This window comes from Pseudomonas sp. SDO52101_S400, assembly GCF_054071635.1.
On sequence record NZ_JBSVWF010000003.1, the window covers coordinates 48,286 to 72,480 of the forward strand.

The following is a 24,195-nucleotide window of genomic DNA, read 5'->3' on the forward strand; positions in this document are numbered from 1 at the left end:
CGAATGACACCCAAGGATTGGCTGGCACAACAGCCGTTGCAGAAAGACGAACGTCTGTACTTGGTCGTCAGCGCCGCCAGTGATGCAGAGCCACTGAAGCCCTTTTATCAGCATGATACGGCTCCGCAACTTCTACCTATCTGGAGCGGAACGCCGTACGCCGATTGGAAACCGGTGATGCCGTACCTCGCAGAAATCACCCCGAACGCTGGATTCTTGTCGTGGATCGCTGAAACCGACGCATTGGATTGGGGATGGCTCGCCGTGTCTACCTGCGATCCAGATCTGGTACTGGAGCACTTACGTAGCCTCACCCAAGTACGTATGCCAGATGCCACGGAAGTATTTTTTCGATTTTGGGATGGTCGGCATATCTACCCGATCATTGAGGCCCTTGGCCCTGCCACCGGCGAAGTTTTACCGGTATTCGAGCGATATCTGATCAATGGCAAAAGCGTTGAAGTGGGCCGAAGAGCAGTGCCGCCTGCAAAAAAATGGCCTTGGTGGGAAGTGCCTCAAACGCTGTTGGATGTCCTCGCAAAAAAGGATCACACCACCGTCGTCGAGAACCTGATGCAGTGGCTATCAGAAGATTGTCCGGAGCTGTACTTCGAATTTCCCGAAGCCAACCTGCGTAGAAAGGTCGAGCGCTTCGTACGCCAAAACCCAAATACAGAAGAAATGGCAGAGCGTCTTGCTGCTGAGCTGACAAAGGAAGTCACGTCATGAATACCCCGATTGGTACATTGGTCCTGCGTGTGCTGGACGCCAAAACACCTGACGTGAGCCTGATTCTCAAAGACTTCAAAAACTGCCTGAGTGATTACAAGGATTGGGCTGACGGTTTCTGGACAGGCTGGGCTCTGGATGTCGACCAGACTTTCAAGGTCGGAAATGAAGTCAGCGTGACTAAACGCAAGACCAAAACCGGCGCTGTGGAAACCTATGCGACCTGCCCACTGGTGGGTGATTTCACACTGATCCATATGTTTGAGTCAGCGCGATTCGTCCCAATTGGCAATACTCCGGTGAAGCTGGAGCCAGTGACCAAAGGCACCTTCTACGACGACGTTACCGGACCGGTCATCGAAACCATGATCGGCCCAAGCGGCATCAAGGTGGTTGAAGGCTGCAAGAAGGGTCAGACCTACCGCATCACGTTCTTTCCCAACGTCTCGCAGAACGACGTCAAAGCGCTCTATGACTCCTATCAAGGCGTTATCGGCAAGCTTGACGGTTGGCTTCAAAGCGAATGGTCGAGCAAGTTTCAGCCGCAATGGGCGAGCTACTCGGCGGCAGATCGCGCCGGGCGCTCGGTCATTTTGCTCAAACGGGCACTGGATGGTTTTGAGAAAGCTCTGCTTCGTCTGTGGGACGACATCAAAAGCCTGTTCGAGCTGCTCGCTAATCCGCAAAAAAACTACGCAAAACTCAAAAAATATCTCTCGGACATCGAAATCGACAAGCTCTATGCCGCGTCGAAAGAGTCCATCGCTTCAGGGCTGCTGATCCTCAGCGACGAGCCGCTGATGTTCATCTATGTCTCGGCGATTGTGGCCTGGGTCGGCATGCTTCCGCCGCAGGTCATCGTCGACGTTATGACGGCGATTGCTTCGGAGTTTCTGATCAACGTACTGGTGGGTATCTGCCTGACGGGTGGTGCCGGACTGGCTGTAAGAGCAGGGACGAAAGTCCTGTCCACGGTCAAATCGGGTGAAGCGATCAAGTACCTGGATGATCTTGCTTCTACTCTGATGACACTCAGCAACAAACACGCCCTGCCCGCTCATGCGGAGGTGTCGAAACCAATCATCGCCAGCGCCAAGAATGTGCCGATGAAGCCTGCCAAAACGGCAGCATTGAAGATCGACGAAGCCGCCGCTGAAGCGCCCAAGCCCAAACCCCAACCAACCAAGGCCGCACCGAAAAGCCAGGTAGCGGAGCAACCAGCCAAAGGCCCGCTGCCGAAAACTTCAGATACACCGAAACAGGAGGTCAAGGACGCTTCATCATTTCCGCGGGATAAAAAACAAAACCAACACAAGCTTGAACCGAAGGAAAAAGTCGACGACGTTCCTGATCAATCGAAGACACCTGACGATAAAAGCGCCACCTGCGCCAAGAAAACCTGCACCAATGGCTGCCCGGTTTCGATGGTGACGGGTGAAGAACTATTGACTATTACCGACGGCGAACTCGGCGGTTTACTGCCCTTCACCTGGACGCGTCTCTATCGCACCAGTGCGGCGGAAATGGATTGCGGTCTCGGCTTTGGCTGGAGCCATGCCCTCGCCCAACGGGTGGACATCAATGGCGATGAAGTCGTCTGGACCGACCACGAAAACCGTGTCACGACTTTTCCTATGCCGAGCGAGAAGCGTCCGGCAATCACCAACAGCCTTTCGGAAGCCGCGATCTTCATCGGCAATGATCCTTCCGAACTGGTGCTCACGCAGGCTGGTGAACGCAAGCAGTTCTATCACTTCCGCTTCAACAACAAAGGCGCGACGCTGATCGCCATCAGCGACAACTACGACAATCGCCTGCACATCACCCGTGACATTCACGGTCGAATCAAGCGCGTGGATAACGGGGCCGGTCGAGCACTTCTGGTTCGGTACGACCGCAAACACATTGTCGCCATCGACTATCAGCAATTTGTCCCGGCAGACAATCTGGAAGATGCATGGAGCACCGTCCAGACGCTGGTCACCTACACGTACGATGCTCAACAACGCCTGATCAAAGCCACGAACGCTGCCGGTGAATCAGAGCGTTACACCTACAACGAACAGAACGTCATTCTCGAGCGGCAACTCGCCGGTGGCGCCAGCTTCTACTGGGAATGGGAAAAGGAAGGCAAGTCAGCGCGCTGCATCCATCACTGGGCCAGCTTCTCGCAGATGGACGCGCACTATGCCTGGGATGACAAAGGCAGCGTCACGGTTACCAACGCCGATGGCAGTGAAGAGGTCTACACCCACGACGACAAGGCTCGACTCGTCGCCAAGGTCGATCCGGATGGCGCGGAACACCTTAAGGCTTACGACGATCAAGGCCGGTTGATCGCCGAAAAGGATCCACTTGGCGCAGTCACTGAATACCAATACAACGAGGCCGGTCGACTGGTCGCGGTCATCCCGCCGGAAGACATGCCGACCTCCTACGAGTACTACCACGGTTACGTCCGTGTGGTTAACCGTGGCCCGGCCAAATGGATCTACTGGCGTAACGACCAGGGCGATATCACCGAACAAATTGATCCAGATGGAAACTCGACGCACTACAGCTACGATCGCCAGGGACGCTTACTGGAAATCAGACACCCTGATGGCAGCCGCCATCAACTGGGCTGGAATAACCTCGGCCAGTTGCTGGAGGAGCGCCTGCCCGACGGCGGTCAGCGCAAATATCGTTACGACGCACTCGGTCGCCAGATCACACGTCAGGCTGAAACCGGTGCAATCACCCACTACCAGTGGGATGCTGCAAACCGTCTGGCACAGATCACCCTGCCCGGTGGTGCCACCCGCGCGTTTACCTACAACCCGTACGGTCGCGTCACGGCTGAACGCGACGAACTGGGCCGCGTAACCCGTTACGAGTATGCCGATAACCTGCACCTGGTCAGCCGTCGTATCAACCCGGACGGCAGTCAACTGCGTTATCGCTATGACAACGCACGCCTGCTGCTCACCGACATCGAAAACGAACGCGGCGAACACTATCAGCTGGATTACTACTCGAATGGGCTGATCCAGCAGGAAACCGGTTTCGACGGACGCCGCACTGCCTACGAGTACGACCTCAACGGCAAGCTGCTGAAGAAAACCGAATTCGGCGACGACGGCAGCGAACTGGTCACCGAGTACCAGCGCGACGCCGCTGGCCGACTGCTGGTGAAGACCCTGCCCGACGGCGAGGAAATTCACTACAGCTACGATGCACTTGGCCGTCTGGTCAACGTGGACGATGGTCATTGGCCGCTTGCTTATGAATATGATGTGCAGGATCGGCTGGTCACCGAGCATCAGGGCTGGGGCACCACCCGTTACGAATACGACAGCGTCGGACAGCTCAGCCACTGCCGCCTGCCGGATGGCAGCACACTCGATTATCGTCACCAACCCGGCGGGCATCTGAGCAGCATCGACCTCAATGGGACACGCCTGACTTCCCACCAGTTCAGCGCCGGTCGTGAACAGCAACGCCAGCAGGGTCTGCTGCTCAGCCAATACCAATACGACGAACAAGGTCGCCTGCAGGCGCACAGCGTCAGTCAACGCGACAAAAACCTGTTCCAGCGTCGCTATAACTACGATGCCAACGGCAACCTCGCCGGCATCGACGACAGCCGCAAAGGCAATCGCAGCTACCACTACGATCCGCTGGATCGTCTGATCAACGTACGTGGCGCAACACCCGAAAGCTTTGCCCATGACCCGGCGGGTAACCTGCTAGGTCAGACCGACATGCCCGTTGCCAACCTGGCCAACGTCAAAGGCAACCGCCTGCTGATGCAGGGCGACCGCCACTACGACTACGACGCCTACGGCAACCTGATCCGCGAGCGGCGCGGCGCTAACCAGAAACTCGTCACTGAGTACCGCTATGACTGCCAACATCATCTGATCGGCGTAAGCCTACCGGGAGGCAGTACGGCGTCGTACAAATACGATGCCTTCGGCCGCCGCATCGAAAAGACCGTCGACAGCCATACCACCGAATTCCTGTGGCAAGGCGAACGTCTGGTCGCCGAGAGCGCCGACAACCGCTATCGCACCTACATCTACGAACCCGGCAGCTTCCGCCCGCTGGCGATGCTCGACGGCGAGGGTCCACTAAAGGCCACGCCGTTCTACTATCAACTCGACCACCTCGGCACACCACAGGAACTCACCGACTACAGCGGCGAGATCATGTGGTCGGCTAAATACCGTGCCTATGGCAACCTTGCGGCACTGGATGTCAGTGAAATCGACAATCCGTTGCGATTCCAGGGTCAGTACTTCGACGCCGAGACGGGGTTACATTACAACCGGCACCGCTACTACAATCCGAACACAGCACGGTATCTGACGCCGGATCCGATCAAGCTTGCGGGTGGGTTGAATAACTACCAATACGTTCCGAACCCTACGGGTTGGGTGGATCCGCTGGGGTTAGACAACTGCCCTGGTGCTGATTGCAAGCCACCAAGCAACACAGCAAATGCAACAAAACCTGATCGAATCCCGATGAGTCAATCTGAGTATGATGACGTTATCAATTTAGAGCGAGGCAATCGACCTGGAAGCGCACGTGAATATTTGCCGGAGCAATATGTAAACCTTCACGAGGAAGCATTCAGGCAACAAGGTGGTTCATTTGTTGTTATTGACGAGTGGATTGAGCGTTCCTCGTACCCGACCTTTCCCCCTAGAAAATTTGTAGGTCTGCCCTCCGAAATGGATAGTGTGGTTGCAAAATACAAAGCGAGTGGTGGTGACTGGGAAGTTCTAAATCGAGAACTAAATCTTGGTTCAAACGATCTATCGTCAGCTAAAATTTACTTAGTAAAAATAAAACCTGACGATCCACGATTCAAGTACGAGATACCGAACGGCAATGAAGCAGGTGCTTATCCTAAAGAGTGGGTTCCTGGGGGCGAGACGAAGAGTGGTACAAAAGAAGCAGCCCTCATTGGCTCTGAGAAAATCAATCACGGCGCTGACATGAATAAACTTCTAAGCCAATTCGACGACTGGGAACAACTCCAATGACAAGCAACTTTGAAATAGCTTCTAAAAAAAATGAATTCCCTGACTATTTCAGAGGAAATGGCCAGTACTTCACACCAGATCCGGATTGGGGAACTCAGCTGCACATCATAAATTGGCAGGGACTTTGCGGCTATTTGACCCCCCTTAACAACTCGACGGAAATATTGAGGGATGCTTTCGGCGAGTTCTTAAACTCCATTGAGCCTACAAAAAATGATGCCAACGACCTACTTGAAAACATCGGTTGTTATTACTATCTAAGAAACAAGCATCCTTTCTTGTCAAAAGATGGATTTGATCTTGTGCGAGACAGCACTGATAGTTACAAACAGAAAATCTCTCTTGTTATGAGCTTTCTTAGAAAAACAGTCACGACTAACAACGATCCTCAAGAGTTGGAGCTTTATAATCGCCGAATGAGCAAGCTCATCAACGACGGAGGTCCAGCCAACATAGATAACCTCTGATTTTCTTGGGGTGCTGGGATCTATAAGCCAAAGGGGACTAAGCGAATGGGAATCCCCTTTTCAGTCACTTTTTAGTCCTGATCGGCTCAGAAAGCGTCACCCACAACAGATATATTGGAACGCTGCTGAAAAACTTCGAAGATTGGGAAAAGCTTCAATGAAAACCACATTTGAAAACGCCTTGGATCAGCATGAAATTTCCGAGTTTTTCAAAGGTGAAGGGATTTATTTCGCTAGAGGTTCCGATTGGGGTGACCACCTCTATGTCAGCAATTGGCAGGAAATGTGCAGTGTTTTAAAAAATCAAAAAGCGCCTCAGAGTCTTTTGACAAAAATATTTGAAGACTACGCAAAGTATCTAAGCGAGAATTACGAGGATGCAACGGGCCTGCTCTCAAATATAGCCGCATACTACATCCTAAAAAACAGAATAAGCTTTCTTTCAGACGAGAAATACGACCTAATTGAAAGCCTTGACAAAAAAGTAAAAAACAATGTCAGCACCCTGTTTAGACTACTAAGAAAAGAATACGACAAAAAAAACGAAAACTCATCGAAGTATTCCTTTGAGCAAGAGCTTCAAAGATTAAAAAACAATGGCTGCGCTATAGACATTGAAAAACTTTAAAAAATCCACAGACCCAAAAAATTCAAAAGGATAGATTTGTTTTCGTTCAAGAGAGTAAATCCGTCCGTATTATCACTAAAACAGATCTCCAGGAATCAGTTTCCATAGCTTTGAACAACACATCCACTCACTACCCGCCGACCACTAAACTTACTAAAAACTCAACATGAACTGCCATAAAATCACCCTACCGAATGACTGGATTGCAGAATTTAACAATACAGGTGAGTTCCATATGGGAGCAGAGGGTTGGGGTCTTCTGCTAACAGGTCCTAATCAAAATCGCATCAATTATTTCAACGACAAAATTGTACTGGTAAACGATGACGAGGGCGTACACGCAAGATCGTGTATTCGCTTATCCGACAATGGCGTCTACGGTTACCTCACCACTGCCGTGGACAGTAGTTGGGTCATCGACTTTTCACGAGGAATGATTGCTCCGCACCGGATCAGTATCCAGCAGCGCCACGATGGTTATGATGAGACTGTATCAGTTCACGAGCAGCCCGCATTCAAACGGACCAGGCAGTATTTGAGCGTTAGCGGGAAACACATCTACCTGACCTTCCCCTTCACCCGCGATGAAGACTTTCCGACAGTGTGGGAGGAATATTTATCGATTCGACGACGGCAGATCGACGAACTCTACTTTCGCAACTGAGTTTACCAACGAGACTTATAACCAAAAAACTTATTTGTTTTTTATTTCGTTATACCGCTTATAAAACCAACCTCACAATCTGATTTACAACCAACACAAAGGACTGTCTCTTGCCACACCTAACGCGCTCCCTAACCCTCATCCTCGCCTTGACTCTTTCCCTGAACGCAACCGCCCTGTCACTACGCTCAGAAAAACGTCCCGACGGCACCGTTGCGTTGTTGCTGACAAATGATCCCGCAGCACCCACTCCCCCGAAACTCAATGGGGATCCGGCGATCCGAACTTCACTGGTTGATTTTTTTGGCTATGCGACCGGTAGCTACACAAACGACAACACCATGATCGTGCAGCAGGTGCTTGAATCCCTCGATTCAGAAATTTCGTCTTTAGAAACAAAGGGGACAGATTTATTTTTCGCTGATGAAAATAAATCCACGCCGTGTTTATAGCCCCGAAGGCTAGACAATAACGTTGACTCCATTCCTTCAGATCTCAAAAAACCGAGAGACAAAATGGAAGTAACAAAAACAGTCTCAATCTGGACTGCAAAAACTGGATGGGAGCCGTCAACACTCCAGAAAATAATGTTGCCGGCATATTCAGAAGATGGAGACTCGCTTGGATGCGAGTTCACAAATGCATTTTCACTTGGCTTTATAGATAACGACTTTATCGAAGCTGACACAGTCGGCAACACCAGTTCTCTCGAGAGTGCAATTGAAGGCTTTTCTTACGACTCCGATATATCCTCAGACATAAAATCAAAAAATATTCAGCCTACCAGTCAAACAATAGATACTCTAATTGCAATATACGATTTCACTTTTCAAGGCAATCCATCAGCCCGCGTAATCCGAGGCAAAGAAATCACTTTCAGAGGCACATTCACATACAAAGAATAGAGAATCAAAGGGATTCAAGACCATCGAAGGCGAGCAAATCGGATCCAAATCACTTGATCGGTTCATTACCGAGAGAACAAAATGATTTTTTCAATTGATATCACAGAGTGTTTTGGCGCGATCGACTCCGATAACGCAGGCGGAATTATAAGCTATATCAACATCCCCCCAATCGAAAACCCTCAGGAAAAATTTCACCTTAAGCTATCAAACTTCGTACTTAACTTGATCGACGACCCCGTCATCGCCTCGATCAGCAGGCAGAACTCAACCTTTTTAGAGAACATGACCGAAGATGGCTTCCTTATAATAAAACAAGCCGGCATTACCTTTGAGTCAATAAAAGGTTACGAAAAACTACTGCGACCATTAAACCAAGATAACGGATATTTAACCCACGAACGCTACGGTCAAAACTTAAATACCGGAGACAAAATTTACGACATCAGCGGAAGAATCTTTTCGACTCCGGAGCTCTTGATTAACTTCGCATTCGTTTCACCCAGCACTATAACACTTGAATTTAGTTCATCAGACTATACATACATAGAAAGCTACCCCGAGCTTCAAAAGGCTTTAGAAAAACTAAACTCAGAAAAACCTACTCAACCACCTCTCACAGGCCTATTCGACCCAACATATAACAACACTTACACCACTAGCAACTTTGACGCTGGCTATCGCACTTACAATTAACAACCTCCCCATTGCTACTGAAGAAAATACAAATTGAAAACAACATCATTGAATTGATAAAATCACCGCCACCAAAAATCAGGCCCACACAATGACGAGCAACTTCGAAATCGCACTGAACAAAAATGAATTCCCAGATTACTTCAGGGGCAAAGGAGAGTATTTCACGAGAGATCCAGACTGGGGAACTCAGTTGCATATCAGAAACTGGCAGGACTCGAGTATTTTTCTAAAACCGCTGAACAACTCGACAGACATACTGAAAAATGCATTCAGCTTGTATCTAAGCACTGTAGAACTCACGATAACCGATGCGCACGACCTTCTTGAAAATATTAGCTGCTATTACTACTTGAGAACCACACAACCCTATCTGTCAAAAAACGGATTCGATCTTATCCGAGATGCCAACAACGACGAAAAGCGAAGAATCTCGAAAACAATGTCATTTCTCAAAAAAACAGTTGCAACCAACAACATCCCTGAAAGTCTCGAACTCTTTACTCGACGAGTAAACATGCTCATCAAAAATGGCGGACCAGACAACATAACCAACCTATAACCATAGATCCAACATGGAAACATCGATTACAAAAAACCAATATTACATACTTTCCTTTCACAAAGTGTTAGATAAATCATGAAAAAAGACCTAGCCCGATTCGGAGCCAAAATAACTCTCGATGATATATCGAACCTTGATCAAGCGATTGACCTATCTCTACTAATAAACAATTTGAAGGAGGACATGTTTCAAGCAACCTTCCCATGCGGCCAAATACTCGATATCGGATGGTATCCAGAATTCAGCGCTCGCGGTTCCTTTGTAATCTCTCTAATCCACAATCAAGACTGGCAAAATCCGATTCATTGTGAAAAAGCCAAAAACTGGGCAGAACTGAAAATCGCGTTAGAAAACGTATTAAAAAACCTGGAAAACTAGAATCGAAAAGCGCTTCCGACACATGAAGCAAACCAAATGACTAAAGCAACATCACCACTATCCCCCCTCAATTATCCCCTCCAAAACCTCATACTTAACCACCACCCGATTCCCATACAACTTCTCCCTCTCCACCAAAGCCCCCACCTGCCCCTTCTCCCGCACCTCCCGCCAAATCTCATTCTCCCGATACACCCTCTCCCCCTCCCGCACAAACCGATGCCCCACCTCGAACACGTGATACCGATACGCCCGTTCCCGATCACACAACAATTCCCCCTCCAACTGCGTCTCCCCGACCTTCAGCTTCAGCTGAAAGCTGCGATCCGTCGGGTTGTGCAGTACCAGGTCGATGTAGTTGTAGAAGATCGCCGCGCCGGAGCCGAATGGCAGGACGCGGCCGTCGTCCGGGAAGGGGTCGAAGCTGTGGTTGGCGCGTTCGATGACGACCAGGGGTGAGTGAATGGCCATCCAGTGGATGAGGTTGCTGAGTTGGCAGATGCCGCCGCCGATGCCGGTGCGGGCCTGGCCGAAGGACAGTTCCATGCCTTCGACGTAGCCGCGTTGGCGGGTCGGGCGGCCGACGAGGCGGCAGAAGGAGAAATACTCGCCCGGAGCGACGGTGACGCCATCGATGGCGGCGACGGCCAGTTTGAGGTTGATGACTTTGTTGTGTTGCAGCGCCAGGTCGCAGTCGCCGAGTTTACGGATCAGTTTTGAGGTGTGTTTGAGGTAGCGATAAGGCAAGCGCTCGGACGTCGCGGCAGGCCGTGCGTAGCGTTTGCTCGAGCAGTGCCAGGCGATGTGGCGGAACAGTCTTTTTTGCCACACGCGCAGCCAGTAAAGGGCCGGGTGGTAGAGGGAAAGTGGTTTCATCCGTGGCGAACGGCGCGGGCCGTTGTCTTCCTTGATCTGAAAATGGCGGCGCATCTTACCGTGGAAAATCGCCGTCTGCGCTGTCCGTGATTGCGTCGCAAGCCGTTACAAGTCGAAGGACCCCGACCGCTGCGAAATTAAGTTTGAACTAAGGTTGCGTCCCTACCATCCGGGCCACAAAGCAGCGGTTCTGTGTGCTGATTGCCGTCAGTAGAACCCTTCAACTTGAAGTGAGCCCAGACCATGAGTGCGATCGATTCAACCTCAAAACAACAGCCCGCCTTCAGTCTTGTATTGGTCAATTACAAAACCCCGGAAATAACCCGGATGTGCCTGGAATTTCTCCAGCAATACGTCAAGAACCATCGGATTCCGGTGTGGGTGGTGGACAACGATTCTGCGGACGAAAGTCTGGCTTACTTGCGTTCCCTTGACTGGATCAACTTGATCGAGCGCCCTTCGCCGGGGAAAGAACCTGGACATATCGCTCATGGCAAGGCACTTGATATGGCACTTGCGAAAGTTGAAACCGATTACCTGTTTCTGCTGCACACCGACACTTTTGTCTTCGACAGCACCGTCTTTTCAATGATGATCAACGAATGTATGCAATCTTTGGATACAGTAGCAGTCGGTTGTGTCGAACAGCTTGATCGGGGTGTTTTAAGAGACACCTGGCGTTTGTCTTCGCGTTATTTCAAACATTATTTTCGGCGCGCGAAACTGCAGTTGGGCCTGCGTTCCCGGGAGCCGAAACCCTACCGGGAAACCCATCTGAAAAGCTTCTGCACCTTGTGGAATGCACGGTTGATCAAGGCCCACGGACTGCATTTTTCGATGGACGACCGGGTCCCGGGATACACGCTGCAGGATCGATTAAGCAGCCTTGGCTACGGCATCAGATTTCTTTCGCCGCGGACGATCTTCCGCTACCTGGATCACATCCAGGCCGGCACCGTGGCCGCCGCCGGTGGCTACGCGAAAAACCACCGCCGCACCACCATGTACCAACAGACACTCAAGCGTATTCAGATGCAGCAAGGCATGCGACCTGCCAGATCCTGAAGACAATAAAAAAGGGCGACTTCACAGTCGCCCTTTTTGTATCTGAATTCTTGAGCGCTCGGCTCCTGGGAGGTGTTCGCCCAGTGTAATGGCCTGGCAATCCATGCACCGGTAAAGAGCCCTGACACTGGGCGAACGGGAGGGATTTTAATGGAAGTTGGCGGATATGTCGTGCTAATTGAAAATGAATTTTATGTACTAAAACGTTAACGAATATTGATCTTCGATATTTCCCGAGAAACTTTCAGCATTATCGGATCCGAACATTTCATATGACTGTTCTCATACAACTACTTGTACAAGAACAGTCACACTGTAGAGTTAATACTCAGCTTTCATGTTCACTGGTCACTTTTAATACATCGGTGTAAGTGACCACGACGCTCTGCCCGATTTTCAGATCTTTGAGCTTGGCTTGGATTTCAGGCTTCTCGACGTTGAGGGTTTTCGATTGACCCGAAGGGTTTTCCAGAGTGACCTGGTTTTTCTTCAAATCAATTTTGGTGATTTTCAGTTGCACTTGAACCTGACGGAACGCCTCTCCACCCGGGTTGCTGCTGCCCACGGCGTTGCGCAGCTCACCGGTACGCTCGGTGGAGCCAGGCAGACCTTTATCCACGTCGGTATCCAGGAAAGCGGCGATCGAATGTGTAACCTGGATGTCGACCTTGTCGCCAACCTTCAGGTTGCCGAGGTTTTTCGCCTTGTCGCTGAGCTGAACGTGCACCTGGCGACCTTCCGCGCCTTCAAGGACGACCTGATGATTGGCCGGGTCGACCGCCAATACTTTGGTGGTGACCTGATCGGCCTCGACGGCTGCGGACAGCGGAATGTCGGTGGCCAACGCCGTAAGGCTGGTGGCGGACAGGACAGTGGCAAGTGCGATGGCGTGCGTCAGTGCTTGGAGCTTCATAAGCGATACTTTCCCTGTGATGAATGGCAGCACACGGCGTGTTCAGTGCCGTGCGTGCCAAGGAGCATAGACGCTGAATCGGCCGTTGCTCCTCGCACAGGGCGAATCAATACCCGGTCATTTCCAGATAACCCTGCCCGCCCTGACTGCCGCTCAACCGCACCGGCCCTTCCCAGTACGGAATACGCAGGTTCATCCAGGCGTCCGGGTTGATTGCATCGAGGTTGATCTGCAGATTCTTATCCGCAATCCCGATCGACCAGCGCACCGGCATCGAACGGCCAGCGACCTTCGCGGTGTCCTGCGGGCTCAGTTTGATCTGGTCGGCGTGCAGCGTTTCGGTCTGCCCATCGGCGGCAATCCAGGTGCCGGTGAGGTACGGCGCACCGTCCTTCTGGCGCATGCGGTAGAGCATGACGTGCGCGCCGTCGTCCAGATGCAGGGAGAACCAGTCCCACCCGGTCTGGTTGGCGGTCAGCGGCTGGCTGCTCCATTCGCGGTCGAGCCAGGCGGGGCCGTTGACGGTGTAGGTATTGCCGTCGATTTGCAGGGTGCCGCTGGCCTGGAAAAACGGCTGGCTGTAGTAATACGACGCCTGGCCCTGCTCGGATTTCTGACTGAAGCCGTGATCGCCTTGCAGCACCAGCGGGCGGCTGGAGGTCAGGCGCAGTTGGTAACTGAAGTTTTTGTCCCTGGCGCTGAGCTGCATGTCGCCCAGCGGATCGCTCGCCTGACTGACAAAGCGCCAGTCATCGATCCACGCCTCGAACGGCGCCGCACGCACGCCGGCCTGCCCGACGCCGCCACGGGCATAACGCTCGGCGGCGTGATGGACATTGGCCGATGTCACCGCCGCATGGCCGAGCCAGATCGTTTGATTGGCCCAACCCGGCTGCTGCGGCGAGGCATTCAACGCACTGCGAAACAACGTCCACTGCACGCCGAAATCATTGCCCTGAGCGTCCTTGAGGTTGGCCGTCACGTACCACCATTCGATGCGAAAACCGTCATGGGCGCCGTGATCCGTCGGAAAGCTGAACACCCGCCCCGGCACCACCGGCGTGAAGGCTTGCGCCTGAGCGCCCATCCCGGCGAAGCCCTTCTGTTCCGGCGCCGGGTTATCGCAGCCACCGAGCAACAGCGCCAGAAACACCACGGCGAATTTAATCCTCATGGGCAAACGTCCTCAGCAAATCCGCCGGTTGCGTGCGGTACAGCGAATACAGCGGCCATGCCGAGGCCAGCAAGGTCGCCAGCAGCGCCAGCCCGGTCAATTGCAGCAACTGCCACGGAAACACCCGCAACGGCAGGCGCCAGCCAAAGGCCTGGACGTTGATCACCGCATCCAGACACCACGCCAGCCCGATGCCCAACGGCAAGGCCAGCACCAGCGTCAGCACCGCCAGCAGCCAGGTCTGGCCGAGATTGAGCAGCATCAATTGCCGTCGCGTCACCCCCAGGGCCCACAGCGGCGCCAATTGGCCGAGACGGCTCTGGCTCTGGGTCAGCAGGCTGATGAACAGCGCCACCCCGGCCACGGCGAGCGTCAGGCTGTTGAGCGCAGCCGTCGCGGCGAAGGTTCGCTCAAACACCTGCACCGACCAGCCCTTGAGCCGCGCCTGATCGACGATGCGGCTGTCGTCGAGCTGGAAACGCGCCTGCAAGGCGCCCAGCAGCGCGGGTATTTTTGGCGGATCGATGCGCAAATTAAAACGGTTCGGCGTCAGTTGCGGCCAACTGCACAACAGGTGATTGCTGTTGACCAGCACATGCCCCTTGGGATTGCCGTAGTCGGCGTAGATCCCGACGATGCGCGGCGACCACGGCAAACCCGGCGTGGGAATCGTCAGGTGATCGCCCGACCGCACCTTGAGCCGGCGGGCGAGTTGTTCGCTGAGCATCACTGCATCGTCCGTGGCCAGCGCCGCCCAAGGATCGTCGCCCCGGGCTTCGAGCAACGGCCAGTGCTGGCGATAGTGCGGATGATCGATGATGCCGAACACCTCCGTCGGCCAGCCTTGCAGCGTCACCGAGACCTGCCAGTTGGGCAGGATCGCCGTGACGCTCGGTTGCTGTTTCAACCAGCTGTAGAGCTCACGGGCCTGGGCCGGATTGCTCGGATTCAGATAGAGCTCGGCGGTGAGCCGTTGTTCGAGCCAGTCGTTGAAGGTCTGGCGGAAACCGGCGGTCATGCTGCCGGCGCCAATGTTGGCCGCCATCGCCAACAGCAACGCCATCAACGCCAGACTCAGCGCCGGCAATTGCTGTCGGCAGTCGGCGAGAAACCACTGTCCCAGCACCGAACGACTGCGCCCGAGCAAACCGTTCAACAGCGCACTGAGCAGCACCGGCAGCGCCAGCGCCGCGCCGAGCAGCAACGCCGCCATCAACACGAAACCACTGGCCAGACTGTTGCCCAACAGCAGCGCGATCAACGCAATCGTCGCAAACACTCCGGCCACCCAGCCCTGCCGGCGCAACCAGCGCGCATGCTGTTCATGCCAGGCTTGCGGATCAGCGACTGCCAGCAACGGCAGCCGCGCCGCCCGCAGCAGACTGTGGGCCCCGGCCAGCAATGCGCCGAGCAGGCTCAAGCCGATACCGCTGAACCACCACCACGAACTCAGGCGCAACTGCCCCGCCACTTCCGCGCCGTACAACCCGCGCAGGCTGGCGGCGACATCCGGCAGCAGCACGCTCGCCAGCCAGTAACCGCTGACGACGCCGAACAGTCCACCGATCAAGGCCAGCGCACCGAGTTCGACGATCAGGCAAGTGATCAGCATCCGCGCGCTGACACCGCAGGCACGCAAGGTGCGCAACAGCCCACGGCGCTGTTCCAGGGCAAGGCCGATGGCGGCATGGACGATGAACAGGCCAACGACAAACGAGAGAAATCCCAGCGCATCGAGGTTGAGATGAAAGCTCTCGGTCAGCCGCGCCAGATTGTTTTCTTCGCCGCTGCTCTTGAGCTGCAACTGGCCTTTGAACGCGGCTGGCACGTCGGCGTGAAAGTCCTTGGGCAACAGCAGCCGCGAGAGTTGATCGGGTTGTTCGAGCAAGCGCTGGGCAACGCCAATGTCCACCAGCAGCACGCCGGGAGCCATGTCCGTTTGCGCCCGCAGCGGCGGCAACGTCTGGCCGGTTTCGGTTTGTGGTGTCGCGCCCTCGGCCAGGTTCAACGCCTGCAAGGTCTCGGGAGAAATCCAGGTGCTGCCCGGCGGGCTGAAGAAATCGACGATGCGTTCGATCGGCATCGCCTGCCCCGCCACCGCGCTGTCGGCCGGCAGGGACACCGGCTCGATGCCCATCAATTGCAGGCGCTGGGATTCATGGCCCTTGAGGATCAAACGGCCCTGCAGCACCGGCGATACCGGCCAGCCCTGGCGGCGCAGATCGACAAACCATTGCTGGGAAAACGTCGCACCGTTCGGCGTGCTCAGGCTCGCTTGAGGTTCGCCGCCAATCATCTGGCTGGCGCGGGCGTAACTGTCCCGCGCCTGACTGTTGAGCGCTTCGACACCGGTCAACAGGCTGGTGGCCAGCCACAGTCCGGTCAGCACGCTGAAAAACTGCACCGGGTGCCGCCGCCAGTGGCTGAACAACGCAATCAGCGTTTGCCGAAAAACCCTCACGTCAGGCGACCGCTGGACAACACCACCCGCTCCGCCAGTCGGGCGGCCACGCGCTGGCTGTGAGTGACCATCAGCAAGGTGGTCGGCGTGTCGTCGAGCAACTCCAGCAGCAGACGCAGGACCTCGTCGCTGGTCGCTTCGTCGAGGCTGCCGGTGGGTTCGTCGGCCAGCAACAGCTTGGGCCGCGACGCCAATGCCCGGCCGAGCGCGACCCGTTGCTGCTGGCCGCCGGAGAGTTGTTCGGGATAACGCTTGAGCAGATCGCCCAGCCCCAGACGCTGCACCAGATGGTTCTGCCAGCGCGGGTCATGGCGCCCGGCGAGTCGCGCCTGAAACGCCAGGTTGTCTTCGATTCGCAGGCTGCCGATCAGGTTGTACTGCTGGAACACCAGACCGATTTCGGTGCGGCGCCAATTGGCCAGTTGCGCCTCGTTCATCGCGTCGAGTCGATGTTCGCCGCTGCGGATGCTGCCGCTGTCGGCTTTATCCAGACCCGCGATCAGGTGCAGCAGCGTGCTTTTGCCGCTGCCCGACTCGCCCATCAGCGCCAGACTGCTGCCGGGTTTGAGCGTCAGGTCGATGCCCTGCAACACGGGCAACGGGCCTTGAGGGGTGAGATAGCTCTTGAAGACGTTTTGAACCTGCAGCATGCCGCCATCCGATCGAACCGTGTGGGGCAAGGATAGCGGATCGAGATGGGTTACTGTCCTGCTGCAACACTGGTCGGCGCCTCACCCGGCGTGACGATGCTGTTCAGGTCGATATGTTTCCACTCGGGCCTGGCTCCCAACCGCGCATTGAAGCGGTAGTTGAAGGTGAAATCATCTGCCGTCGGTACGCTCAGCGGTTTGCCGTAGACCGCCTCGATCCCCGGCAGGTCGTAGCCCATCAACTGCAACAGGGTCGGGAAGATGTTGTAGTGACTGGAGCGATCCTTGTTGGCCGCCAGTTGTGCCGACCAGTCGAGCGTGTGCAACTGGTCGCCCTGAATCACCACCAGCGGCACCAATCCCTCTTCTTCCACCGGGTCGCCGCCGCAATGGGTGTTGAGCCCCGGGTTGCCACGTTCGTGCAGGTCCTGGCCGTGGTCCGAGGTGTAGATCAGCAGCGCGTTGTTCAGGTTGGCCTGGGCAAACACCCGCGAGAAAAACTCGCCGACATTCCACAGCACGGTGTTCTTGTAGGCGTTGCGGTACAGCACCCAGTCATCGGGCTGGCCGTTGAAGCCGTCGCGCTTGCCAGTGTCGGCAACTTCGGTGAACTGGCCCCGCGGCAAAGTCGGGCGGTAGGCCATGAAGGCGTCGGGGTATTTGTCGTGCACCGGGAAATGCGCGCCGACCTTGTTGATCACCACCAGCTCCGGTTTGTCGTCGTTGAGCAGTTCGATCAGCTTGGCAGCGGCGGCCATGTCGCGATCACGGACGCTGGTCTGGTCGAATTGCACGAATTCGTCGATGTCCTTTTTCTCGGTGTCGGTCATCAGGTTCTGCAGATTGCCACCGGTGCGCTGGGCGTCGATGTAAACGGTGCGCAGGCCGGCCTTCTTCGCGTACTGCCAGATCGACGGCAGCGTGGTGTTGATGCGCATGTAATCGGCGCGGGTGCCACCGTAGCGCAACGTGACATTGGTGTCGGCGCTGCAATTGGCGATGGACGCCGCATAGCCGTAATTGAAAATGTCCACGCCCGGAGGCGCTTGCTTGAGGTTGCTGTGCACGCCGAACGGCGCGTTGATGTCCAGGTAATTGCCGGAAATGCTTTCGTCGATGATCAGCACGATGTCGTGGCCCACCGCCGGCCCGTTGCGCGCCAGGGTCACCGGCTCACGGGGGCCAACGGTGTTGTGCAACGCCTCGTAGCCGAACAGGTTCAGGTACGCCAACGGGGTGTACATGATCGGCAACCCGCGCGCGCCCTCCCCGGCCCGCACGAACAACACCGCACTGAGCAGCAGCACGCCGCACAACGGCGCCGCGATCCGCCAGGCATTTGGCACGGGGATCGAATGCCGTGGCTTGAGGCCGATGCCGACCAACAGCAGCAGACCATTGAGCGCCCCGTGGATGATCGCGTCCCGGTACTGGTACGCCGCTTCCTGGATGAAGCCGCCGGAATACACCAGCGAAACGAAGCTGCTGTACGTCAGGTAATCGGCGGTGACCCGGGTATAAACATCAAAAAATACCGCCGAAACAAACATCGCCAATGCGAACAAGTGCCGAATGAAAGTCTGCCTTATATAGGCCGTTAGTAATAATGCGAAAGTCAGCGCCAAAAACATCGCGCCAAAAAGAAGTACTGCCACGCCGATACCCATGGCGTTTAAACGTTCAAGGTAATATTCGGAATAAAGCAGTAGATAAATAATTAAAAGCAGTTCTTTCAAATATCGAAACATGGCGATTCCGGGCGTTGCCGACGCGGCATGGTCAAAGGTTTGTCGGTCAAAATCTGACACTAGCAGCGGGCCATCAAAGCGCAAGAATTGTCGGACTTTGGCCAAAAGCGTCAAAAAAACATTGACTCAAAACTGACACACCCAAGTCGTTACAGGCCTTGTATTTTGTGGCCTACGACCGTTTATCGTTTTCTTTGAATTGTGAAAAACATGTCAAGGACGGGACAAATCCAGATATAGCAAGTACTTGATGGCCAATCGCCCCCAAAAATGGGGGTGTTATACACATGCAACATGTCATTTTGCTGACATGCTTTCCCTACGCTGCGCTATACCCCTTTTGACAGTTCCAATTCGATCTTCCTCCACCGTCTTACGAGGCACGCCAATATGGACGTGAGCGTATTTGGTACGGGCTATGTTGGCCTGATTCAAGCTGCGGCACTCGCCGATGTCGGACATCGGGTGTTGTGCGTCGATATTGACCCGAACAAAATTAAACAACTGCAACAGGCAGTACCGCCTATCAGCGAGCCGGGGCTTTCGGCAACTTTGGAAGAAAACATCAAGGCCGGGCGTCTGCTGTTCACCACCCAGGCCAGCGATGCCGTTGAACACGCCGAGTTGATCTTCATCGCGGTCGGGACGCCGGCTGACGAGGACGGTTCTGCCGACCTCAGTCACGTGCTCAACGTGGCGCGGCAGATCGCGAGTTTCATGGAGGCAGATCGCACGCTGATCATCAAATCCACGGTGCCGGTCGGCACGGCGGACCAGGTGCTGAAAACCGCCAGTGACGAGTTGCACCGGCGCGGCAAAAGCGGTCTGAACGTGCGGATCGTGTCCAACCCCGAATTCCTCAAGGAGGGCAGCGCCCTCGCCGATTGCATGCGCCCCGACCGGATCATTGTCGGCACTCAGGACGATGAGGCACGGGCGCAGATGAGCGAGTTGTACGCGCCGTTCTGCCGCAACCACGAAAAACTGATGTTCATGGACAACCGCAGCGCCGAACTGACCAAGTACGCGGCCAACGCGATGCTCGCTACCCGCATCAGCTTCATGAACGAACTGGCCAACCTCACCGAACTGCTGGGCGCCGACATCGAAGCGGTGCGCAAAGGCATCGGCTCCGACCCGCGCATCGGCTATCACTTCATCTACCCGGGCTGCGGCTTCGGTGGCTCGTGCTTTCCCAAGGATCTGCGCGCCCTGTTGCACACCGCCGAGCACAACGGCATGCCGCTGAAACTGCTGCGCAGTGTCACCGAGGTCAACGACACGCAGCGGCACATCCTGTTCAGCAAACTCAAGGCGCAATTCCCGCAAGGCCTGGCTGGCAAGTCGATCGCCGTCTGGGGGCTGGCGTTCAAGCCGAACACCGATGACATGCGCGAAGCCCCCAGCCGCTATCTGATGGACGCGTTGTGGGCCGAAGGCGCCAGCGTCCAGGCTTACGATCCGGAAGCGATGTCCGAGTGCCGGCGCATTTACGGTTACCGCGATGACCTGCACCTGTGCGCCACCCGTGACGACACCCTGGAAGACGCCGATGCACTGGTGATCTGCACCGAGTGGAAGAATTTTCGCGTGGTGGATTTCGAGCTGCTGGCCGACAAGCTGCGCTCCAAAGTCATCATCGACGGACGCAACCTGTACAACCCGGAACAAGTGGCGGCTGCCGGCCTGCACTACAGCGGCATCGGTCTGCGGCACATCTCGCCTGACGGGTTGCGGTCATGAAAATCCTCGTCACCGGTGCGGCCGGGTTCATTGGTGCCCATTGCGTGTTGCGACTGCTGCGTGACGGGCATCAGGTAGTTGGTCTGGACAATTTCAACGGCTACTACGACCCGCAGCTCAAACTGGATCGCGTGCAATGGGTGCGCGATCAGGTCGGTGATTTCCAGATCGCCCGGGTTGACCTCGCCGATGCCGCCGCCGTCGACGCGCTGTTCGTCCGTGAATGCCCGCAAGTGGTGATCCACCTCGCGGCGCAAGCCGGGGTGCGTTACTCGCTGGAAAATCCACGGGCTTACATGGACAGCAATCTCAGCGGTTTCCTGAACATTCTGGAAAGCTGCCGGCATCACCCGGTTGAACACTTGATCTATGCCTCGTCGAGTTCGGTGTATGGCGCCAACCAGCACACCCCGTACTCGGTGCATGACGGCGTCAATCACCCGCTATCGCTGTATGCCGCGACCAAGAAAGCCAACGAGCTGATGGCCCACAGCTACAGCCACCTGTTCGGGATTCCCTGCACCGGCCTGCGTTTTTTCACGGTGTACGGGCCTTGGGGCCGGCCCGACATGTCGCCGATCCAGTTCGCCCGGGCCATCACCGAAGGCACGCCGCTGAAGCTGTTCAACTACGGTCGGCACCAGCGTGATTTCACCTACATCGACGACATCGTCGAAAGCATCGCCCGCCTCACCGACCATCCGCCACACAAGCATCCGGAGTGGGATCGCGAACACCCCGACGCGGGCAGCAGCATGGCCCCGTGGTGCCTGTTCAACATTGGCGGCCACCACCCGGTGGAACTGAAAACCTACCTGGCGCTGATGGAAAAGCACCTCGGTCAGAAAGCCGTGGTCGAGCTCTTGCCCCTGCAACCGGGCGACGTACTCAACACCTGTGCCGACACCGATGATCTGGCCCAGGCCACCGGGTTCCAGCCCCGGATCGAGCTGGATGAAGGACTGGGGCGTTTTATCGCCTGGTATCGCGACTACTACCCCACTGCCTATCGCCCACGCGCCGCGCGCGGCTGACCATCAGCGGAGGACTGCATGACTGGACATGAGAAAGGTGTACCGATCCAACAATTGGTTCGAGACAAACGCATGGATCCGGAACAACGAATGCGCCTCGACGCGGCGATCCACCGCCAGGGCCAGGGCTGGTTGACCGGTCGCGAGGGCGGCCGGCCGTGGCAACTGTCCCGCACCAATCGGGTGGTGGCCTGCCTCGGCGCGTTAGTCATTCTGGTGATGATCTCTCCGCTGTTGATCGGCCTGGCGCTCGCCATCAAGTTCACCAGCAAAGGCCCGGTGATGTTCGTGCAGAAACGCACCGGTTATCGCGGCCGCAAGTTCGGCATGTTCAAGTTCCGCACCATGGTCGCCAACGCCGAAGAACTGAAAGAGTCGCTGCGCCACCTCAACAAGCACGGTGCCGACGCGATCGACTTCAAGATCGATCAGGATCCGCGTATCACACGGATCGGCGGCTTCCTGAGGCGCACCAGCCTCGACGAACTGCCTAACCTGATCAACGTGGTGACCGGCGACATGCGCCTGGTCGGCCCTCGCCCGACCTCGTTCAACGCCTACCGATACAAGGACAGTCACCTCGCGCGCCTGGCGATCTACCCCGGCATGACCGGCCTGTGGCAGATCTCCGGACGCAGCAACATCGACTTCGACCAGCGCGTTGAGTTGGATCTCAGCTACATCGCCGAGCAGAGCCTTTTGCTTGATCTGAAGATTCTGTTGAAAACCCCTTTCAAAGTATTCAGCGGCCACGGAGCAAGCTAATGGACGGTTCAACCAACAAAAGCCTGAGCATCGCCAGCCCCAGCGAGTCGAACCTGACGTCGACCGTGCTGGACCTGGATCTGCGGATCCTGTTCCTGACCGCCGCCAACCCCGGCGCCGGCACCACCACCAGCGCCCTCGCCCTTGCCAGTCAACTGGCGCAGATGAGCAGCGGCCTGGTGCTCTACGTCGATGCCAGCCAGTCGGCCGGCAACCTCACCCAGCAACTGAACCTGAGCAAGGAGCGCGGCCTGCGCGACTTGCTGTTCAACCCGGACAGTCCTCCGCTGTTGCAGGACTGCGTGGTGCAGGTGTCGAGCCTGCCGTTCCACGTCCTGCCCAACGGCCGGCCGATCCGCACCATGGAGCACCTGACCGCCGAACGCCTGAGCCCGTTGCTCGACCAGTTGGGCAGCCAGTACCGCTTCGTGGTGATCGACGGCGATGCGGTGTATTCGGCTGCCGACACGCTGGTCATCAGCACGCAGGTCGATGGGGTGGTGTTCGTGGTACGCGCCGAGGACACCCGCTGGGAAGTGGCCCAGGCAGCCGTGCAACGGCTGACTCAGGCCGGGGCAAAAGTGGTCGGCAGCGTGTTCAACCGGCGCAAGTACTACATGCCCAAATGGCTGTACAAAAACCTGTAAGCAAACGCGAGGGATGACGCCATGAACGCCAAGATACTGGTTCTGCTGATGCTGCCGCTTGCAGGTTGCTCCAGCACCTCCGAAACCCAGAGCATGCCGGTGAATATCCTCACCGCCCCGCCGGCCAACGCCCAGGCCACCGACATGCCTAAAGTCGAACAGACTCTGCGTCCGCAGGATGTGCTGGATGTGATCTTCCACATCAGCACCAGCGGCTCGGACGCTTACCGCGTGCAGTCGGGTGACCAGATCGGCCTGAACTTCACCGCCGCCAGCCAGCTCAACGGTAACCAGTTGGTGCTGCCCGACGGCACCATCAACCTGCCGGGCGCCAACACGTCGGTGAAGATCGCCGGGCTGACCAGCGACGAGGCGCGGGATGAAATCCAGCGCGCCTACCAGCGCAAGCAGTTGTTCCAGCCCAACCGCAATCAGCTGACCGTGCAGATCATCAGCCCGCTGACCAACGAGCAGAACCTCAAGAGCGCCCTCAACCACCCGGCCACCGGCATGAGCCGCGAGATCACCGTGGGCACCGACGGCTACGCGAGCTTCCCGGAAATCGGCGCCGTGCCGCTGCAAGGCATGACCGTCAATCAACTGGAAACCTTCCTCAACAAGCGCTACGCGCAACTGCCGGGAAGGATGACCGTGGACGTGCTGCTCAAGTCCACCGCGGGCAACGAGATCTACGTGCTGGGTGAAGTCGGCCAGCCCGGTTCCTACCCGATCCGGCGGCCAGTCTCGGTGCTTGAAGCGCTGACCCTGGCCCGAGGCACCAACGTCAAGGCGCGGCTGGATTCAGTGGTGATCATGCGCCGCAACGGCAATCAGGTGCAGGCCGTGCATTACGACGTCGAGAAGGCGCTGTCCGGCGATGCCTCGCAGATCGCCTACCTGCAACCGGACGACATGCTTTTCGTGCCGAAGACCAAACTGGCCAGCGCCGGCGATCTGGCCCGGCAACTGGCCGACGTGGTGCTGTTCCAGGGCGTGGGGTTCAGCTTCGGCTACCGCGTCGACAACAAAGGCAGCAACAACAACTGACTCTCGG

The 24,195-nt window shown here is 56.0% G+C and carries 22 protein-coding genes; 16 read left to right on the forward strand and 6 right to left on the reverse strand.

The features are described 5' to 3' along the window. Positions 1-3 precede the first annotated feature (3 nt). The 10 genes from ACW9HX_RS01780 to ACW9HX_RS01825 all read left to right on the forward strand — a co-directional run bounded on the left by ACW9HX_RS01780 (position 4) and on the right by ACW9HX_RS01825 (position 10,065). Positions 4-729 (forward strand): DUF4123 domain-containing protein, encoded by a 726-nt coding sequence (locus ACW9HX_RS01780; RefSeq protein WP_457379256.1) that lies wholly within the window; start codon positions 4-6, stop codon positions 727-729. Then, entirely contained in the window at positions 726-5,762 is a 5,037-nt protein-coding gene (locus ACW9HX_RS01785) for an RHS repeat-associated core domain-containing protein (protein ID WP_457379257.1), read from the forward strand. The genes ACW9HX_RS01780 and ACW9HX_RS01785 overlap by 4 nt, the downstream gene beginning before the upstream one ends. Then, complete coding sequence (locus ACW9HX_RS01790; protein ID WP_457379258.1) at positions 5,759-6,229, forward strand: hypothetical protein; 471 nt, start codon at positions 5,759-5,761, stop codon at positions 6,227-6,229. The genes ACW9HX_RS01785 and ACW9HX_RS01790 overlap by 4 nt, the downstream gene beginning before the upstream one ends. A 157-nt stretch (positions 6,230-6,386) precedes the next feature. Then, entirely contained in the window at positions 6,387-6,857 is a 471-nt protein-coding gene (locus ACW9HX_RS01795; protein WP_457379259.1) for a hypothetical protein, read from the forward strand. A 166-nt stretch (positions 6,858-7,023) separates the two neighbouring features. Then, on the forward strand, positions 7,024-7,521 hold the full coding sequence (locus ACW9HX_RS01800) for a hypothetical protein (protein ID WP_457379260.1): 498 nt from the start codon (positions 7,024-7,026) through the stop codon (positions 7,519-7,521). A 110-nt stretch (positions 7,522-7,631) separates the two neighbouring features. Beyond that, a complete protein-coding gene (locus tag ACW9HX_RS01805) occupies positions 7,632-7,973 on the forward strand; it encodes a hypothetical protein (protein ID WP_457379261.1) in 342 nt (113 codons plus the stop codon). Positions 7,974-8,036: 63 nt separating this feature from the next. Further along, the gene (locus tag ACW9HX_RS01810) at positions 8,037-8,426 is read left to right on the forward strand and encodes an immunity 22 family protein (protein ID WP_457379262.1); all 390 of its coding nucleotides are present in this window, start codon (positions 8,037-8,039) and stop codon (positions 8,424-8,426) included. Positions 8,427-8,507: 81 nt separating this feature from the next. Then, positions 8,508-9,122: a hypothetical protein gene (locus tag ACW9HX_RS01815; protein ID WP_457379263.1), complete on the forward strand. Its 615-nt coding sequence runs from the start codon at positions 8,508-8,510 to the stop codon at positions 9,120-9,122. A 91-nt stretch (positions 9,123-9,213) separates the two neighbouring features. Next, a complete protein-coding gene (locus tag ACW9HX_RS01820) occupies positions 9,214-9,684 on the forward strand; it encodes a hypothetical protein (protein WP_457379264.1) in 471 nt (156 codons plus the stop codon). Between the two features lie 78 nt (positions 9,685-9,762). After that, positions 9,763-10,065 carry a hypothetical protein gene (locus tag ACW9HX_RS01825; RefSeq protein ID WP_457379265.1) on the forward strand — a complete coding sequence of 101 codons (303 nt, stop codon included), beginning with the start codon at positions 9,763-9,765 and terminating at the stop codon, positions 10,063-10,065. Between the two features lie 57 nt (positions 10,066-10,122). On the opposite strand, the gene ACW9HX_RS01830 is transcribed toward ACW9HX_RS01825, so the two are convergent. Next, entirely contained in the window at positions 10,123-10,941 is an 819-nt protein-coding gene (locus tag ACW9HX_RS01830; protein ID WP_457379383.1) for a VanW family protein, read from the reverse strand. A 243-nt stretch (positions 10,942-11,184) separates the two neighbouring features. Here ACW9HX_RS01830 and ACW9HX_RS01835 point away from each other — a divergent pair, with 243 nt between their 5' ends. Beyond that, the gene (locus ACW9HX_RS01835) at positions 11,185-12,006 is read left to right on the forward strand and encodes a glycosyltransferase family 2 protein (RefSeq protein ID WP_457379266.1); all 822 of its coding nucleotides are present in this window, start codon (positions 11,185-11,187) and stop codon (positions 12,004-12,006) included. A 328-nt stretch (positions 12,007-12,334) separates the two neighbouring features. On the opposite strand, the gene ACW9HX_RS01840 is transcribed toward ACW9HX_RS01835, so the two are convergent. From ACW9HX_RS01840 to ACW9HX_RS01860, 5 genes are all read right to left on the reverse strand, one after another. After that, positions 12,335-12,919: a hypothetical protein gene (locus ACW9HX_RS01840; RefSeq protein ID WP_457379267.1), complete on the reverse strand. Its 585-nt coding sequence runs from the start codon at positions 12,917-12,919 to the stop codon at positions 12,335-12,337. 106 nt (positions 12,920-13,025) lie between these two features. After that, the gene (locus ACW9HX_RS01845; protein ID WP_457379268.1) at positions 13,026-14,093 is read right to left on the reverse strand and encodes a lipocalin-like domain-containing protein; all 1,068 of its coding nucleotides are present in this window, start codon (positions 14,091-14,093) and stop codon (positions 13,026-13,028) included. Next, positions 14,083-16,554 (reverse strand): FtsX-like permease family protein, encoded by a 2,472-nt coding sequence (locus ACW9HX_RS01850; protein WP_457379269.1) that lies wholly within the window; start codon positions 16,552-16,554, stop codon positions 14,083-14,085. The genes ACW9HX_RS01845 and ACW9HX_RS01850 overlap by 11 nt, the downstream gene beginning before the upstream one ends. Then, the gene (locus ACW9HX_RS01855; RefSeq protein WP_457379270.1) at positions 16,551-17,204 is read right to left on the reverse strand and encodes an ABC transporter ATP-binding protein; all 654 of its coding nucleotides are present in this window, start codon (positions 17,202-17,204) and stop codon (positions 16,551-16,553) included. Before ACW9HX_RS01855 ends, ACW9HX_RS01850 begins: the two co-directional genes overlap by 4 nt. A gap of 50 nt (positions 17,205-17,254) precedes the next feature. After that, entirely contained in the window at positions 17,255-18,952 is a 1,698-nt protein-coding gene (locus tag ACW9HX_RS01860; RefSeq protein WP_457379271.1) for a sulfatase-like hydrolase/transferase, read from the reverse strand. A gap of 390 nt (positions 18,953-19,342) precedes the next feature. Here ACW9HX_RS01860 and ACW9HX_RS01865 point away from each other — a divergent pair, with 390 nt between their 5' ends. Genes ACW9HX_RS01865 through ACW9HX_RS01885 form a run of 5 tightly spaced genes read left to right on the forward strand, consistent with a single transcriptional unit; the run spans position 19,343 to position 24,188 of the window. After that, positions 19,343-20,695, forward strand: coding sequence for a UDP-glucose dehydrogenase family protein (locus ACW9HX_RS01865; RefSeq protein ID WP_457379272.1), 1,353 nt, complete (start codon positions 19,343-19,345; stop codon positions 20,693-20,695). Continuing rightward, complete coding sequence (locus ACW9HX_RS01870; RefSeq protein ID WP_457379273.1) at positions 20,692-21,729, forward strand: NAD-dependent epimerase/dehydratase family protein; 1,038 nt, start codon at positions 20,692-20,694, stop codon at positions 21,727-21,729. Before ACW9HX_RS01865 ends, ACW9HX_RS01870 begins: the two co-directional genes overlap by 4 nt. Before the next feature lie 18 nt (positions 21,730-21,747). Next, entirely contained in the window at positions 21,748-22,494 is a 747-nt protein-coding gene (locus tag ACW9HX_RS01875) for a sugar transferase (protein ID WP_457379274.1), read from the forward strand. Continuing rightward, entirely contained in the window at positions 22,494-23,141 is a 648-nt protein-coding gene (locus ACW9HX_RS01880; RefSeq protein WP_249484083.1) for a CpsD/CapB family tyrosine-protein kinase, read from the forward strand. Before ACW9HX_RS01875 ends, ACW9HX_RS01880 begins: the two co-directional genes overlap by 1 nt. 21 nt (positions 23,142-23,162) lie before the next feature. Further along, positions 23,163-24,188 (forward strand): polysaccharide biosynthesis/export family protein, encoded by a 1,026-nt coding sequence (locus ACW9HX_RS01885; protein ID WP_457379275.1) that lies wholly within the window; start codon positions 23,163-23,165, stop codon positions 24,186-24,188. Positions 24,189-24,195 lie beyond the last annotated feature (7 nt).

What these genes read in the sequence shown, in the direction of transcription:
- ACW9HX_RS01780 (WP_457379256.1), top strand. Translation starts at nt 4, where the DNA reads ATGACACCCAAGGATTGGCTGGCACAACAGCCGTTGCAGAAAGACGAA.
- ACW9HX_RS01785 (WP_457379257.1), top strand. Translation starts at nt 726, where the DNA reads ATGAATACCCCGATTGGTACATTGGTCCTGCGTGTGCTGGACGCCAAA.
- ACW9HX_RS01790 (WP_457379258.1), top strand. Translation starts at nt 5,759, where the DNA reads ATGACAAGCAACTTTGAAATAGCTTCTAAAAAAAATGAATTCCCTGAC.
- ACW9HX_RS01795 (WP_457379259.1), top strand. Translation starts at nt 6,387, where the DNA reads ATGAAAACCACATTTGAAAACGCCTTGGATCAGCATGAAATTTCCGAG.
- ACW9HX_RS01800 (WP_457379260.1), top strand. Translation starts at nt 7,024, where the DNA reads ATGAACTGCCATAAAATCACCCTACCGAATGACTGGATTGCAGAATTT.
- ACW9HX_RS01810 (WP_457379262.1), top strand. Translation starts at nt 8,037, where the DNA reads ATGGAAGTAACAAAAACAGTCTCAATCTGGACTGCAAAAACTGGATGG.
- ACW9HX_RS01815 (WP_457379263.1), top strand. Translation starts at nt 8,508, where the DNA reads ATGATTTTTTCAATTGATATCACAGAGTGTTTTGGCGCGATCGACTCC.
- ACW9HX_RS01820 (WP_457379264.1), top strand. Translation starts at nt 9,214, where the DNA reads ATGACGAGCAACTTCGAAATCGCACTGAACAAAAATGAATTCCCAGAT.
- ACW9HX_RS01825 (WP_457379265.1), top strand. Translation starts at nt 9,763, where the DNA reads ATGAAAAAAGACCTAGCCCGATTCGGAGCCAAAATAACTCTCGATGAT.
- ACW9HX_RS01830 (WP_457379383.1), bottom strand. Translation starts at nt 10,941, where the DNA reads ATGAAACCACTTTCCCTCTACCACCCGGCCCTTTACTGGCTGCGCGTG.
- ACW9HX_RS01835 (WP_457379266.1), top strand. Translation starts at nt 11,185, where the DNA reads ATGAGTGCGATCGATTCAACCTCAAAACAACAGCCCGCCTTCAGTCTT.
- ACW9HX_RS01840 (WP_457379267.1), bottom strand. Translation starts at nt 12,919, where the DNA reads ATGAAGCTCCAAGCACTGACGCACGCCATCGCACTTGCCACTGTCCTG.
- ACW9HX_RS01845 (WP_457379268.1), bottom strand. Translation starts at nt 14,093, where the DNA reads ATGAGGATTAAATTCGCCGTGGTGTTTCTGGCGCTGTTGCTCGGTGGC.
- ACW9HX_RS01855 (WP_457379270.1), bottom strand. Translation starts at nt 17,204, where the DNA reads ATGCTGCAGGTTCAAAACGTCTTCAAGAGCTATCTCACCCCTCAAGGC.
- ACW9HX_RS01860 (WP_457379271.1), bottom strand. Translation starts at nt 18,952, where the DNA reads ATGTTTCGATATTTGAAAGAACTGCTTTTAATTATTTATCTACTGCTT.
- ACW9HX_RS01865 (WP_457379272.1), top strand. Translation starts at nt 19,343, where the DNA reads ATGGACGTGAGCGTATTTGGTACGGGCTATGTTGGCCTGATTCAAGCT.
- ACW9HX_RS01870 (WP_457379273.1), top strand. Translation starts at nt 20,692, where the DNA reads ATGAAAATCCTCGTCACCGGTGCGGCCGGGTTCATTGGTGCCCATTGC.
- ACW9HX_RS01875 (WP_457379274.1), top strand. Translation starts at nt 21,748, where the DNA reads ATGACTGGACATGAGAAAGGTGTACCGATCCAACAATTGGTTCGAGAC.
- ACW9HX_RS01880 (WP_249484083.1), top strand. Translation starts at nt 22,494, where the DNA reads ATGGACGGTTCAACCAACAAAAGCCTGAGCATCGCCAGCCCCAGCGAG.
- ACW9HX_RS01885 (WP_457379275.1), top strand. Translation starts at nt 23,163, where the DNA reads ATGAACGCCAAGATACTGGTTCTGCTGATGCTGCCGCTTGCAGGTTGC.